Raw genomic sequence first — 14,432 nt, forward strand, 5'->3', positions numbered from 1 at the left:
CTCAGTGAAGAGGGCTTTATGCGTTTATGCTAAGAAAATGAAAGGTCAGCTAGAATAGGCTGCCTTCACTTGATTCACCTTCCGAGTACAGGTTGTCCCCTAGGCTTTCTTGCACATATTCTGTCGGCTCACTGCCTGCTTTGAAATACTCAAACATGGTAGAGCTATCAAACTTATTGGTTAACAAGCCTGTTTCTCTATCAATACGTACTTTTACAATATCCTCAGGAACACGTTTACTTTGTACAGGAACGCCATCTAGAGCCACTTCCATAAACTCAACCCATGCAGGTTGTGCTGTTTTCGCTCCTGCTTCGGCGCCACTAATTTGGTCTTTTCCAAGATTACTATTAACCGTGGTTCTGCCAAGTTTGCGTTGGTGATCGTCAAATCCGACCCATGCGGTGGCCACAATGCCTGGTCCGTAACCGTTGTACCATGCGTCTTTGGAGTCGTTGGTTGTACCTGTTTTACCACCGACATCACGACGACTTAACTTCTGGGCGCGCCAGCCAGTACCATTCCAGCCTGTACCTTCTCGCCAGTTACCGCCACCCCAGACATTGCTGTACAGCATTTCGCGAGCCAAAAATGCGGTTTGTTCAGTTAACACTTGTGGAGCATAACGTGGAGGTTGCTGCTCATTGGGTGCCATGTTGCTGACGTCTTGCTCGTTAAAGTCGCTGGCAGTAGCGCCGCCATTTAGCGCTAACTCGGCCAGCTGCTCTTCATCTGGGCATTCTTGTTTGCAAATGGAGACCGGGCTTGCTTCAAATTCAACTTCACCAAATGGGTCTTCAACTCGGCTGATATAATAAGGTTCCACATAGTAACCACCATTGGCAAAGACAGAGAAGCCTTGCGCCATCTTAACGGGCGTTAAGCTGCCAGCACCCAATGCGATGGTTTCAGAGCGTGGCAGTTGGTCGATTTCAAAACCAAAACGAGTAAGGTATTGCCTAGTGTCATCTAAGCCAACCTCGCGCAGTACTCGTACTGCCATTACGTTCTTAGACTGCGCTAAGCCGATGCGCAGGCGAGTTGGTCCGGTATAAGTCGGTGGTGAGTTTTTTGGGCGCCACGCAGTACCTTGGCTTTTATCCCACTGATTGATGGGAGCATCATTGACAAGACTGGCTAAAGTCATGCCTTCATCAAGCGCAGCGGCATAGATGAATGGCTTGATGCTTGAACCCACTTGGCGAACTGATTGAGTCGCGCGGTTAAATTTGTTGTGTACAAAGTTAAAACCGCCAACCAAAGAGAGGATCGCGCCGTTGTCTGGGTTCATTGCGACAAATGCGGTGTTGGCATTAGGTACCTGGCTTAGGCGCCAGGTAATGGCCACTTGTGGCTCTGCGTCATTCAGATCGATTTCGGCTATATCGGTAGCCAGCGCATCTTCGTTACTGACTGCTTGTGCTTGTTCATCTTCATCAAGCACCGCAGAGCGAACCCAAATTTGTTCACCGACCGCTAAAATATCGGCAGTGGAGGTTGGCGCTTTGCCTTGTCTCTCGTCGGTGCGGAAAGGGCGAGCCCAGCTGAGGTTATCCCAATTAATGGTTTGCTCGCCATAGCCTTTTACAAACACCAATGCTGATTGTTCGGCAAGGCTTAGCACCACGGCAGGGCGCAGTTCACCATAAGTTGGAACTCTGCGTAGTAGTTTGGCGATGGCATCGTTATCGAGCGCCGGCTGCTCACCTTCCCACAACACTTTCTCGGCTCCGCGATAACCGTGTCGTTCATCGTAAGAAATCAGGTTTTTGATCGCAGCGATATGAGCGGCTTTTTGCAGTTTAGAATCCACCGTAGTGGTGATTTTCATGCCAGATTCATACGCATCTTCACCATAACGGTTGACCATCCAGGTACGCGCGATTTCTGCAACATAAGGAGCGCTGATTTCAATCTCGGCACCGTGGTACTGGGAGATAATGTCTTCAGATCGAGCGAGTTCAAATTCTTCCTGCGAGATGTACTTTTCACTCAGCATCCTTGAAAGCACAACATTACGACGCTGCGTAGCTCTCTCAATGGAGTAGATAGGGTTCATGGTCGAAGGTGCTTTAGGCAAACCGGCCAGCACCCCTATTTCACTCAGAGTGAGATTCTGCAGATCTTTTCCAAAATACGCCTGTGCTGCTGCGCCAAAGCCATAGGAGCGGTAGCCAAGAAATATTTTATTGATGTAAAGCTCAAGGATTTCTTCTTTGCTTAACAGTTGTTCAATGTGAACCGCAATGAAGATTTCCTTCACTTTCCGCATGAACTTTTTCTCATTCGATAAGAAAAAGTTTCGTGCCAATTGTTGAGTTATGGTACTTGCACCTTGAGAGGCGCTTCCCGATGCCACAACCACAACCGCAGCACGGGTGATCCCGATAGGATCGAAACCAAAGTGATCGTAGAAACGACTATCTTCTGTTGCGATCAGTGCATCGATTAGTTCTTGAGGTATCTCGTCATAGGAAACGGGAATGCGTCGCTTTTCACCGAACTGGGCGATGAGTTTGCCGTCTTGGCTATACACCTGCATAGGCGTTTGTAGTCGGACATCTTTCAGGGTTGCAACATCTGGTAATTCCGGTTTTACATAATAGTAAAACCCGAAAATCGTACCGACTCCAAGAATTATGCAAATCAATGAAAAAATGAACAGTCGCTTTATGAACTTCACCGAAGGTTTCCTGATCAATTGAGGTTATAACTAGGTAAATGTTAGTACTCTAGCTGTAAGAATATACTACTAAGGTTAATTAACGCTTATTTAGCCGTCAATCTCAACCTTTTCACGTATTTATTGTATTTGTTGAGGCTGTCTCATATGGCTAGAAAATGGATAACAGGTATCGATATCGGCCATTACAGCACCAAAGCTGTATTGTTGGCGTTTGATAAATCGGATGTGAAAGTCACTAATCACATGGAATTATATCATGGTGACGCTATTTTCGCCGATCATACAACCTTGAAGTATCAGGACACTGTTAAGAAACTTCAAAAACTCAAAAAACTGACATCGATATTTCGTCGCAACGCGTCGATTGCGCTTCCCCATGATGCTGCGGTGAGTAAGATTCTTACTATTGATTCTGCGCTTACTGGGCGAGAATTGGAATACGCTATTTACCAAAAAATGGAAAGCTTGATCCCATTTCCTCTCGACAGTGTGGCGCTGGACTACACCGCAGATTCAGGTTTTAACAGTCATCTACAAACCTTTCGCGTTCATATTGCTAAACAAGAAATCGTCGATGACTGGTGCAATGTCGTTCATAAGCTGGGCTTCAAGTCACAAGTCGTTGCTACTGCGGCACATGCATTGATGGCCATGCATCAGCAAATCATCCGCCATTCCCCTCAATACAAAAATTGGTTGTTACTCGATATCGGCTACCAGCAAATGACGATCTGCTCGGTAATGGGTTTTGACGTCGAAGGCTATAAAACTTGGTATTTGCCATGTTTGAAAAAAGAGTCTGAACCGCACTATGGCGTTGAATATAAATCGGATACACAGCTGATTGGTGATGCTGTATGCCAGAAGCTATTGCCGCAATTACAGCGTTACCGCTCTCTTTCCCAAGGAGAAAAGATTGAGGGGATATTGCTATCTGGTGGCAAGGCGCTGTCCGAGGGGATTGATTCTGTATTAACCAAACAATGCCAACTCCCTTGTCGTTTGTTATCACCAAATAAGCTGATAAATTGCCCCGCTAGAAATAACCTTCCGCTTTCAGAAAGTTATGTCACCGCAATAGGGATTGCGCTTTTAGGTGCCCACTGGATTCAGGAGGTTGGCGATGAACGCTGTTAATCTGCTGCCTTGGCGCGATCAAAAGCGCGCTATGTTAAAACGTCAATTTATTGCTCTTTGTATTGCCGTTGGCTTGGTGGCGTTGGCGATCACTGTGCTTATTGGGCATTACTTATCACAGCAAATATCTCAACAACAGCAGCGGAACCTGTTGCTAAGTCATAAGGTCAAACAATACCAGCAAGACATAATTATGCTCTCATCCGCTATGCGCGAGCACCAAAATCTAGAAGCGCGCTTAGCGGAAGTTGAACAATTGCAACAACGACGCCATCAAACTACGGCATTTATGAATCTACTACCCACCCTAATACCAAGTGGTGTCTATCTCGATAAAGTAAAGATGGAAGGACAGCACTTTAAGTTGCAGGGTTTTAGTGAGCGCACCAGTCATCTTGCTGAGTTGCTCAAACGCCTTGAAGACTCGCCACGGACACATAACGTTAGGATGCACTCTATCGTGCACGGTAAACAGCGCTTTGAGCGCGATGTTCAGGTTTTTGAAGCCTCTTTTATGTTGCGTGATGGGACTCTAGATTCAACAACAGCAACAGAGCAAGACATTGAGGTGGTGGATGGATCTGTCTGATTTTGAGTGGGATGAGCTCCCATACTGGTCGTGGACCATGCGAGGCGCGTGCCTGTCACTTCTGCTGATGGTTTTGCTTGCGGCATTTTCTTGGATGATTGTTTACCCAGGTTACGCAGAGCTCAATCAGGAGAAGCTGCGTGAACATATGTTACTGAACAATCTACGCCATAGCGCCAAAAAGGCAGCGATGCTTCCTCAGCTTCAAGTGCAATTATCGGATCTCAATAACCGCTATGACCATTTGATGCAACAGCTTCCTGTGCAAAAAGAGCTCGCAAGCTTACTTGCAGCAGTGAATGAAGAAGGGGTGAAGCAATCACTGATCTTTACGCGCATTGATTGGGGGAAGTGGCACTCGAGCGAGTTGTTGAATGAACTGCCACTCGACATCGAGCTGACAGGGGATTATCAAAACATTGGCTATTACGTTGAGGCAATCGCGGCACTGCCAAGAATCGTTTTGTTTGAAGATGCAGAGTGGCAACGAGTTAGCCAAGAAAGTAGCACCCTTCACTTTCGAGTACGAGCCTACACCTATCAGCTCAATTTTCAGGTGGGTACACCATGAATAAATATCGAGGGGTATTCGTGCTGCTGGCGGCGATGTTAGCGGGATGTCGAGCCCACCAAGAACCACTGGCTGATTATTTTGCCGAAGTCGAAAATGAAGTACGTCAGGAGGCTTACAGCCTCGCGATCGCAGAGTCTAATTCTGTGGTGACTTTTGCATACGAACCAGGCCATTTACCTTTCAATCTTCCAGCAATGGTTCCTACTTCTGTGGTGAATAACCAGGTTAACTGTTGGCAGCCACCCACTCGCGCTTCGCAACCTCTAGAGGAATTTGCCATCGAGCAACTGTCTTTAAAAGGGATCATGACCAAAGGCAATGCTCGTGTTGCGCTTATTCAGACACCTCAGTATGGCGTGCTGAAGGCAAGCAAAGGCCAATATTTGGGGAGGAACCTAGGAAAGGTCGCTGCAATTACCACGCAACAAGTGGTTATTCATGAGCAGTGGCCTGATGGTGAAGGGTGTTGGTCGAAGCGCGTTGTTTACATGGCACTTCAATGATGAACGGTATACAGACAAATTCAACCAAAGTAGGGATGAGCATAACAATGGTAGCAGGAATCAGGTGTCTGGCTTTCGTTTTAGCAGTGACTTGGGCTATGACGAGTATAGCGGCTCCGCTTAATCCACTGAAACAGTTCACATTTGAACGTGATGATAACGGTTATGGGGTGCTGGTGATCGAGATGCAGTACCCAGCGGAAGCCGTTGACTTTCAAAAAACCGACAACGGACTGTTTATTAATGTAAATAATGCCTTAGTGCCTGAACAGCAACTGGCGATATTCGATGTGCGCGAATATGGCACTATCGTTGAGTCTATCGAGCTGTTTGATGAATCACCCAACTTAAGGTTGTTTGTCGACAGCAAAGTCAAAGCGGACTATCAGCAAGTGACCGTCGACAACGTTATTCGAGTCACTCTATTGCCTTTAGCTCAGGCTCTGTCTGATGAAGCTAAGTTGATGCAGCGAGAAGGCAAGCTTACGACGGTCAATTTTCAAGATATCCCCGTACGCAATGTGCTTCAATTAGTCGCTGATTATCACGATTTTAACCTTGTGGTTTCTGATAGTGTGCAGGGAAACGTAACGTTAAGGCTTGATCGGGTGCCTTGGCAGCAAGTGTTAGATTTGATCTTAAAAGTGAAAAACCTCGATAAAAGAGTGACCGGAAATGTGGTGCTTGTCGCGCCAAAAGAGGAGCTGGATCGTCAGTATCAACTCGAACTTGAGAAAGAACGGCTCGCGGAGGAAATAGGGCAGCTCAAGTCAGAAATTATTGCGGTGAATTTTGCTAAGGCCTCTGACGTTGCTGCGATGATAGGCGGTGAGGGGAAAGTTAATATGCTGTCGGAGCGAGGTTCGATTTCGATTGATGAGCGTACCAATGCATTGCTCGTTCGCGATGTAACAGACAATATTGACGTTATTAGAAGCATTGTTGAGTCACTCGATATCCCAGTTAAGCAGGTGCAAATTGAAGCCCGGATTGTGACAATTAATGAAGGTAACCTTGATGAATTAGGGATACGCTGGGGTTATAACAGCACTTATGGCAACAACACTGTCGGCGGTAGTATAGAAGGAAACCTTGCAACAATCGGTGTGCTGGGAGAGACCGCAACGACAGAAGGCAATGGTGGCGATGAGGGGGGGAATGACATAGGTCTTGACGATTTCCTTAACGTGAATTTGGCGGTGACTTCAAGCAATGCAGCAAGTATCGCTTTCCAGGTTGCCAATTTAGGGGCGAATACCTTGCTCGATCTTGAATTGTCGGCGCTGCAACAGGAATCGAAAGCGGAGATCATCTCTAGTCCTCGTCTTATCACAACCAATAAACAATCCGCCTATATTGAGCAGGGAACAGAAATCCCGTATCTAGAGGCCGCATCGAGTGGCGCCACCTCGGTGTCGTTTAAAAAAGCAGTGTTGTCACTGACTGTCACCCCGCAAATCACCCCAGATAATCGTTTAGTTCTTGATTTAAGTGTCACCCAAGATCGACCCGGAAAAGTGGTGAAAACCGGAGAGGGTGAAGCGGTGGCTATCGACACCCAGCGTATTGGTACACAAGTATTGGTCAATAATGGTGAAACCGTCGTACTTGGAGGGATCTTCCAACACAGTATTACTAACAGCGTCGATAAGGTCCCATTTCTCGGTGATATTCCCGGCCTGGGTGTTCTTTTTCGTAGAACATACGAGAACATAGGTAAGAGTGAGCTGCTTATCTTTGTGACCCCTGAAATCATAATACAGTAGGCTTTCACTGCTCTCTTAGCTTCGCTAGAGGCGGGGATAAATAAAAAAGACAAAAATAAAGTTGCATTAAACGCACCTTGCCTTGATAATTTCGGGTCTTATCACGAATTATCTGTGAGGAATCGGTGTCACAAGGCTTATTTTCCGGTGTTTAACCCGGTCTTTTCTTGTGGCGATGTCATTGAATTAACGTTGTAAATTACTGCTAAACATGGCTGAGAAACGCAATATTTTCCTTGTTGGCCCTATGGGCGCCGGCAAAAGTACTATCGGTAGACACCTTGCTCAACAACTTCATATGGAGTTTGTTGATTCTGACACTGTTATTGAAGAGCGCACTGGCGCCGACATCGCATGGGTATTCGATGTTGAAGGTGAAGAAGGCTTCCGCAAACGCGAAGAAGGTGTTATCAATGATCTAACAGAACAACAAGGTATTGTTCTAGCAACAGGTGGTGGCTCTGTGAAGAGCAAAGAAAACCGCAATCGTCTATCTGCACGAGGCATTGTGGTCTACCTAGAAACTACAATTGAGAAGCAGCTTGCTCGCACAAACCGCGACAAAAAACGCCCACTGCTACAAACTGATGACCCTCGTGAAGTGTTAGAGTCGCTTGCTGGCGAACGTAATACACTTTATGAAGAGGTTGCGGATTATACTGTGCGCACTGATGATCAAAGTGCCAAAGTAGTCGCAAACCAAATCGTAAAAATGCTAGAAGAGCGTTAAGCTCTTCCCTCAAGGAGTGCATACCATGGAACGGATTACGGTAAATCTTGGTGAGCGTAGCTACCCAATATCAATTGGTGCCGGGTTATTCGATGACTCGGCACAATTGTCTTCTCTTTCTTCTGGTCAGCCAGTTTTGGTTGTCAGTAATGTCACTGTTGCCCCTCTCTACGCTGAGAAAATTCTAAAGCAACTTGAAGCTCAAGGTTGTAAAACCTCTTTGTTGGAATTGCCCGACGGTGAGCAATACAAAACTTTGGAAACGTTCAATACGGTGATGACTCACCTGCTTGAAGGCAATTATGGTCGCGATGTGACGATTGTTGCTCTTGGTGGCGGTGTTATTGGTGACTTGGTGGGTTTTTCTGCTGCCAGTTTCCAACGTGGGGTTGATTTTATTCAGATCCCAACCACGCTATTGTCGCAAGTTGACTCATCTGTTGGTGGTAAAACCGCTGTAAATCACCCGCTTGGCAAAAATATGATAGGTGCTTTCTATCAGCCTAAGTCAGTGATTATCGATATTGATTGCCTTAAAACACTGCCCGAGCGAGAGTTCGCCGCAGGGTTGGCTGAAGTGATCAAGTACGGAATTATCTATGACGGTGCATTTTTTGAGTGGCTCGAAGCCAACCTTGACGCATTGATGGCGTTGGATGCTGACGCCCTGACTTATGCTATTGCCCGCTGCTGTCAAATTAAGGCAGAAGTGGTGGCTCAAGACGAAAAAGAGTCAGGTATTCGTGCGTTATTGAACCTAGGTCATACATTTGGTCATGCTATAGAAGCAGAACTAGGGTATGGTAATTGGTTACATGGAGAAGCAGTTTCTGCAGGGACAGCAATGGCAGCCCATACTGCGCAATTGCTCGGTGATATTTCTCATCAGCAAGTGGAACGCATTATTCGCCTGCTAGAGCAAGCTAAGTTGCCAGTGCATACACCCGAGAGTATGAGTTTTGATGACTTTATGGCGCATATGATGCGAGATAAAAAGGTGTTGTCAGGGCAATTACGCTTGGTATTGCCAACCGATATTGGTCGGGCACAAGTAGTGGCAAATGTCCCAAAAGAATTGATAGAACAAGCGATAGACACCTGTCGACGTTCATAATGAAAGGCTCCATTAGGGGCCTTTTTTAATGGTTTAATCTGGTGATCATCTTTGGTGAAGCAAGACAGTGGAATACAATCAACGAGTATTAGAGCTAGAGTCTCAGACTGAATTATTAGAACGCATACAGTTGCTTACTAGGTTTTCCAGCAACCTCGTCATCGTCAATGGTGAGGCAGGTGCGGGGAAAACCTGGTTGTCACACCGTTATCTTGAAGCCTGGGCCGAAGATAAGAACCAAGCGTTGCTCGGTTGTCATGGTGCGCAAGAAGACACCGTCCGCAGAGAAACCATCCTCAGACAACTTTTTCCCTCTTCGATGTACAGTTCATCCGATTCATTGCATGACAGTGTCGAAAGGATTTTACAGGGAGAAGCGTGTAATGTGGTGATTGTGATCGATGACGCACATCGTTTATCCCGAGCCATGTTATCAGAGCTCTGGCTACTGGTGTTAGCGGCATACCATGCGCCGAGACAATCGATCAGTGTCGTGATGTTTGGCCAGTCTTCTTCCATCGGGCAGCACTTAGCGAGGCTCAGTCACGGACAAGAGCTCAAACCCATTGAATTGGATGTTGATTCCCTTGCTGCCAGCGAAGCCCGGCGCTTTTTTGAGTCGTTGGTGTTGCGCTACCTTGATGATACGGTAGAGAAAAAAGTTCGCTCAAGCTTCAAAAAAACTCGCCCCTTACCCGGTGAAATTATGGCACTAGGAGAGCAGAAAATGGAAAAAAGAGTGGTTATTCAATCGTTAGTTGGATCTCCGGTGAAAATTGCGATAGCGATTGCTGTGTTGGTGCTACTGCTTATTCTGGGCTACGGGTGGTTGTTAAATAAGCCCGACACTTCCACGGTCCCCGAGCCTATTTTACTTCCTGAGCAGACCGTTATCCCAACGCTTCAAGAGCGAGAGGGTTCGTTGCAGACACCTTCATCGCAGAGTGGAACGAGCGATGGCTTAGTCGAAGTCGATAAGCTTTCAGATGACTCGATGGCATTGCCTCCCGCTATCACAGATCAAACCGCCAGTGTTGGACAAGAACAAGAAACCGAGCAACGAGTGGTTATTACCTCTGAGGTGGTTGATGCGTTGTTAGACCAACCAGAGAAAACGGATGCTCCGGTGGTTGCTGCGGCCAGCCCTGAGGTTCAGCTAGAAAAGGTGTCAGCACCCAAAAACAACGAGACTCAAGTAGAGAGTGTTGAACAGTTACAAACTGCCATTACCTTTTCGTTTGCCAGAGAATCCCTCAAAGCCCTTCCGGCGAGAAGTTACACTCTGCAGATTGCGGCGATGACATCCATTGAAGATGTTCAGAAACTGTTGAACAGCTATGATTTTGATAAGACCATTCGCGTCTACCCAACCTTACGTGATGACAAGGAATGGTATATCGTGACATACGATCAGTACGCGACGATTCAAGCAGCTAGAGACGCCGTCGACTCATTGCCAAGTAATGTGAAAAAGCTCGGGCCTTGGGCGAAGTCAATGAGTCAGGTTCATCGAGAGATTGAGCGTTGGAAACAATAGAGCATTGAGTGTGTTTTTCACAATCAGAAAGCTCAACATAACGAATTGAATTATGGTATATTCCACAGCCTTAATTTTTGGGGCCGAAGTAAAATAGAGCGTTTAATGAAAAAGCAACGAGCCTTTCTTAAGTGGGCGGGTGGAAAATATGGCTTAGTGGAAGACATTCAAAAACACTTGCCGCCTGCGAGAAAGCTGGTCGAACCCTTTGTTGGTGCTGGCTCTGTTTTTTTGAATACTGACTACGACCACTATCTGTTGGCCGATATCAACCCTGATCTCATCAATCTCTACAACCTGCTTAAAACCGAGCCTGAGCTTTATATTAATGAAGCGAAGCGACTGTTTACGCCAGAACACAATCGCAAAGAGGTGTATCTGGATATGCGAGCTCAATTTAACCAGACCGATGACATCTTATTTCGCTCGACGGCCTTTCTCTATATGAACCGCTTTGGCTTTAACGGTTTGTGCCGCTACAACAAGAAAGGCGGTTTTAATGTACCATTCGGCTCGTATAAAAAACCGTACTTCCCTGAAAATGAATTAATTTTCTTTGCAGAAAAGGCCAAAAAAGCGACCTTTATCTGTGAGGGTTATGTTGAGACGTTCCGTCGAGCACGTATGGGAAGTGTTGTGTACTGCGATCCGCCGTATGCGCCGTTATCCACGACCGCCAACTTTACCTCTTACGCTGGCAATGGTTTTAGCCTTGATGATCAGGCTGCGCTGGCCGACGTTGCTGAAAAGACGGCGTTTGAGCGTAACATTCCGGTGTTGATCTCCAATCACGATACGACACTAACCCGTCGCCTCTACCATGGAGCGGAGCTTAACGTTGTTAAAGTAAAGCGCACTATTAGCCGCAATGGTGCTGGCCGCAACAAAGTTGACGAATTACTCGCGCTGTTTTCTCCCAAACCACAAATCTAGTTGTTGACCGGTTAAAGCGCCCTAAGTCGTTGGGCGCAGCACGATTGGCACTGCGCAGCTTCGCGTTACTCATTTTTAATCCATATTAGTGTTAGTCCAGTCACTCTTTAGGCTAGGATTTAACCGCCTGCTTCGGTAGAATTGCGCGCAACTCTTGCTACGCTAATGAATTCAATTGAGGTCAGGTATGAAAGATTTTCTTATTGCTCCATCCATTCTATCCGCGGATTTTGCTCGTCTGGGGGAAGACGTTGAAAAAGTACTCGCTGCGGGTGCAGATGTTGTGCACTTTGACGTGATGGACAATCACTATGTTCCAAACCTGACGTTTGGCGCACCTATTTGTAAAGCGCTACGTGACTACGGTATTACCGCCCCTATTGATGTTCACTTGATGGTGAAGCCAGTCGATAGCATTGTGCCTGAATTTGCCAAAGCGGGTGCTTCAATGATCACGTTCCATGTAGAAGCATCTGAGCACGTTGATCGCACGCTACAACTTATTAAAGAGCACGGCTGTCAGGCTGGTGTGGTTTTAAACCCTGCCACCCCTCTGTCTTGTTTAGACTACATCATGGACAAAGTAGACTTGATTCTACTGATGTCAGTAAATCCTGGTTTTGGCGGTCAATCTTTCATTCCATCCACTCTCGATAAACTGCGTGAAGTGCGTAAACGCATCGACGCTTCAGGTCGTAATATTCGTCTTGAAATTGATGGTGGCGTTAAGGTCGATAACATCCGTGAAATCGCTGAAGCGGGAGCGGATATGTTTGTGGCAGGTAGCGCTATATTTAATCGCCCTGATTACAAAGAAGTCATTGATGAAATGCGCGCTGAACTGGCGAAGGTAGAATAGCAGTGAGAGTACAATACCCTTCAAGTGCGATTAAGTTAGTGGTCTTTGATCTCGATGGTACTTTGCTAGACAGCGTTCCCGATCTTGCACTTGCTGCAGACCAGACCGTTCAGGCGCTCGGCTTTCCCAGTGTAACTGAGCTGCAAGTTCGAGATTATGTTGGAAATGGTGCCGATGTTCTGATTGGCCGTTCTTTGAGCCAGAGTATTGACGTGGATGCGACGCTATCTTCTGACTTGCTCGCTAAAGCGAGAGTGCTCTTCGATGATTTTTATAAAGCCAGTGGCCATCAACTAAGCCACCTGTATCCAGCAGTGACACAAACCTTAGAGGCTTTAGCGCAACAAGGCTACACGCTGGCATTGTTGACCAATAAACCGTCTAAGTTTGTACCAGAATTACTGGAGCAGCATAAGCTAGACCATTACTTTAAGTATGTGTTGGGCGGAGATGCCTTTACCAATAAGAAACCTGACCCTGTGGCTTTGCATTGGTTAATGGACCAAGAGCAAGTGACAGCACAGCAAGTGTTGATGGTCGGTGATTCTAAAAATGACATTTTGGCTGCCCGTAATGCGGGTTGTTTTGCGTTTGGTTTAACTTATGGTTATAACCATGGCGAGCCGATTTCACATGCTGGTCCTGATTTTGTTGCAGACATCATTTCTGATGTATTGGATGCAGTGCACAGTTTGCAGGAAAACGCCGTAAACGCATAAAAAGCGTGTTTGCCAACGGTAAAACACTAGCAAAATACTCGCCAATGAGTACACTGCTATAACCGCGTGAGAAATTGCGCGGTTTTTCATTATCCTATATATATCGTTAAGAAGTCGAAGGAATCATATACTATGAGCAAGCCCATCGTATTGAGTGGTGTTCAACCGTCAGGTGAACTAAGTATCGGTAACTACCTGGGTGCTCTACGTCAATGGCACCAAATGCAAGATGATTACGATTGCCAATACTGCGTTGTCGACCTTCATGCGATTACGGTTCGTCAAGATCCTAAAGCATTGCATGAAGCCACACTAGACGCATTGGCGATTTGCCTTGCCGTGGGTGTTGACCCGAAGAAGAGCACGCTATTTGTTCAGTCACACGTACCAGAGCATGCTCAACTTGGTTGGCTTCTTAACTGTTATACCCAGATGGGTGAACTGAATCGTATGACTCAGTTTAAAGACAAATCTCAGCGTTACGCGAACGATGTTAATGTTGGCCTATTTGACTACCCAGTGTTGATGGCTGCTGATATCTTGCTCTATGGCGCACACCAAGTCCCTGTGGGTAGTGATCAAAAACAGCATTTGGAATTAGCGCGCGATATCGCGACTCGTTTTAATAATATCTACAGCCCTGAATCACCAATCTTCACCGTGCCAGAGCCATACATTCCAACGGTTAATGCCCGAGTAATGAGCCTTCAGGATGCAACCAAGAAGATGTCTAAGTCGGATGATAACCGCAAGAATGTGATCACTTTGCTAGAAGAGCCAAAATCTATCTTGAAGAAGATCAACAAGGCGCAAACAGACACAGAGACACCACCACGTATTGCTAATGATTGGGAAAATAAAGCGGGCATCTCTAACCTGATGGGCCTTTATTCTGCAGCGACGGGTAAAACGTTCGAAGAGATTGAAGCGCAATACGCAGGCGTTGAAATGTACGGACCATTCAAGAAAGACGTGGGTGAAGCTTTGGTGGCCATGCTAGAGCCAATTCAAGCTGAATACCATCGCATTCGCGCTGATCGTGCTTATATGGATGACGTTATGTGCCAAGGTGCAAATAAAGCGTCGGAGCGAGCGGCGATAACCTTAGAACAGGCATACAAAGCAGTAGGCTTCGTAACTCGCCCATAGTTTAAAAACCGATATTTGAGCCCTCAAGCATTGCTTGGGGGCTTTTGCGTTTTTGGGGAGTGACTCGCGCAGTGACGCAATCTGTTTTTTTTCTTGCCTTTATTGCTCGGTATTGCAAAATACCGCCTGAATTCCT

At 46.4% G+C, this 14,432-nt stretch carries 13 protein-coding genes; 12 read left to right on the top strand and 1 reads right to left on the bottom strand.

Annotated elements, in window-relative coordinates; genetic code table 11:
* Nucleotides 1-49: 49 nt before the first annotated feature.
* The gene (locus LNL84_RS18405) at nt 50-2,683 is read right to left on the bottom strand and encodes a penicillin-binding protein 1A (RefSeq protein WP_244359201.1); all 2,634 of its coding nucleotides are present in this window, start codon (nt 2,681-2,683) and stop codon (nt 50-52) included.
* A gap of 147 nt (nt 2,684-2,830) precedes the next feature.
* Between LNL84_RS18405 and pilM the strand changes: the two genes are divergently transcribed.
* The 12 genes from pilM (at nt 2,831) to trpS (ending at nt 14,296) form a co-directional block, all read left to right on the top strand.
* On the top strand, nt 2,831-3,823 hold the full coding sequence (gene pilM, locus LNL84_RS18410; RefSeq protein ID WP_244359202.1) for a type IV pilus biogenesis protein PilM: 993 nt from the start codon (nt 2,831-2,833) through the stop codon (nt 3,821-3,823).
* Nucleotides 3,810-4,412, top strand: a complete 603-nt coding sequence (locus LNL84_RS18415; protein ID WP_244359203.1) for a PilN domain-containing protein — start codon at nt 3,810-3,812, stop codon at nt 4,410-4,412. Before pilM ends, LNL84_RS18415 begins: the two co-directional genes overlap by 14 nt.
* Nucleotides 4,399-4,983 carry a type 4a pilus biogenesis protein PilO gene (gene pilO / locus LNL84_RS18420; RefSeq protein ID WP_244359204.1) on the top strand — a complete coding sequence of 195 codons (585 nt, stop codon included), beginning with the start codon at nt 4,399-4,401 and terminating at the stop codon, nt 4,981-4,983. The genes LNL84_RS18415 and pilO overlap by 14 nt, the downstream gene beginning before the upstream one ends.
* Nucleotides 4,980-5,489 (top strand): pilus assembly protein PilP, encoded by a 510-nt coding sequence (locus LNL84_RS18425; protein ID WP_244359205.1) that lies wholly within the window; start codon nt 4,980-4,982, stop codon nt 5,487-5,489. Before pilO ends, LNL84_RS18425 begins: the two co-directional genes overlap by 4 nt.
* Before the next feature lie 47 nt (nt 5,490-5,536).
* On the top strand, nt 5,537-7,255 hold the full coding sequence (locus tag LNL84_RS18430) for a type IV pilus secretin PilQ (RefSeq protein WP_244359206.1): 1,719 nt from the start codon (nt 5,537-5,539) through the stop codon (nt 7,253-7,255).
* A 211-nt stretch (nt 7,256-7,466) separates the two neighbouring features.
* Nucleotides 7,467-7,985, top strand: coding sequence for a shikimate kinase AroK (gene aroK / locus LNL84_RS18435; RefSeq protein ID WP_244359207.1), 519 nt, complete (start codon nt 7,467-7,469; stop codon nt 7,983-7,985).
* Nucleotides 7,986-8,010: 25 nt separating this feature from the next.
* Nucleotides 8,011-9,099 (top strand): 3-dehydroquinate synthase, encoded by a 1,089-nt coding sequence (aroB, locus tag LNL84_RS18440; protein WP_244359208.1) that lies wholly within the window; start codon nt 8,011-8,013, stop codon nt 9,097-9,099.
* A gap of 67 nt (nt 9,100-9,166) precedes the next feature.
* Complete coding sequence (locus tag LNL84_RS18445) at nt 9,167-10,636, top strand: SPOR domain-containing protein (RefSeq protein WP_244359209.1); 1,470 nt, start codon at nt 9,167-9,169, stop codon at nt 10,634-10,636.
* 105 nt (nt 10,637-10,741) lie between these two features.
* On the top strand, nt 10,742-11,569 hold the full coding sequence (locus LNL84_RS18450) for a Dam family site-specific DNA-(adenine-N6)-methyltransferase (protein ID WP_244359210.1): 828 nt from the start codon (nt 10,742-10,744) through the stop codon (nt 11,567-11,569).
* Nucleotides 11,570-11,756: 187 nt separating this feature from the next.
* Nucleotides 11,757-12,428: a ribulose-phosphate 3-epimerase gene (gene rpe / locus LNL84_RS18455; protein WP_244359211.1), complete on the top strand. Its 672-nt coding sequence runs from the start codon at nt 11,757-11,759 to the stop codon at nt 12,426-12,428.
* Between the two features lie 2 nt (nt 12,429-12,430).
* The gene (locus tag LNL84_RS18460) at nt 12,431-13,147 is read left to right on the top strand and encodes a phosphoglycolate phosphatase (protein ID WP_244359212.1); all 717 of its coding nucleotides are present in this window, start codon (nt 12,431-12,433) and stop codon (nt 13,145-13,147) included.
* Between the two features lie 132 nt (nt 13,148-13,279).
* Complete coding sequence (gene trpS, locus LNL84_RS18465) at nt 13,280-14,296, top strand: tryptophan--tRNA ligase (RefSeq protein WP_244359213.1); 1,017 nt, start codon at nt 13,280-13,282, stop codon at nt 14,294-14,296.
* Nucleotides 14,297-14,432: the final 136 nt, after the last annotated feature.

This window comes from Vibrio gelatinilyticus, assembly GCF_022836845.1.
Lineage (GTDB): Bacteria > Pseudomonadota > Gammaproteobacteria > Enterobacterales > Vibrionaceae > Vibrio > Vibrio gelatinilyticus.

Coding starts and splice junctions, on each gene's coding strand:
- pilM (WP_244359202.1), top strand. CDS start 2,831: ATGGCTAGAAAATGGATAACAGGTATCGATATCGGCCATTACAGCACC.
- LNL84_RS18425 (WP_244359205.1), top strand. CDS start 4,980: ATGAATAAATATCGAGGGGTATTCGTGCTGCTGGCGGCGATGTTAGCG.
- LNL84_RS18450 (WP_244359210.1), top strand. CDS start 10,742: ATGAAAAAGCAACGAGCCTTTCTTAAGTGGGCGGGTGGAAAATATGGC.
- trpS (WP_244359213.1), top strand. CDS start 13,280: ATGAGCAAGCCCATCGTATTGAGTGGTGTTCAACCGTCAGGTGAACTA.
- aroK (WP_244359207.1), top strand. CDS start 7,467: ATGGCTGAGAAACGCAATATTTTCCTTGTTGGCCCTATGGGCGCCGGC.
- rpe (WP_244359211.1), top strand. CDS start 11,757: ATGAAAGATTTTCTTATTGCTCCATCCATTCTATCCGCGGATTTTGCT.
- LNL84_RS18415 (WP_244359203.1), top strand. CDS start 3,810: ATGAACGCTGTTAATCTGCTGCCTTGGCGCGATCAAAAGCGCGCTATG.
- pilO (WP_244359204.1), top strand. CDS start 4,399: ATGGATCTGTCTGATTTTGAGTGGGATGAGCTCCCATACTGGTCGTGG.
- aroB (WP_244359208.1), top strand. CDS start 8,011: ATGGAACGGATTACGGTAAATCTTGGTGAGCGTAGCTACCCAATATCA.
- LNL84_RS18430 (WP_244359206.1), top strand. CDS start 5,537: ATGGTAGCAGGAATCAGGTGTCTGGCTTTCGTTTTAGCAGTGACTTGG.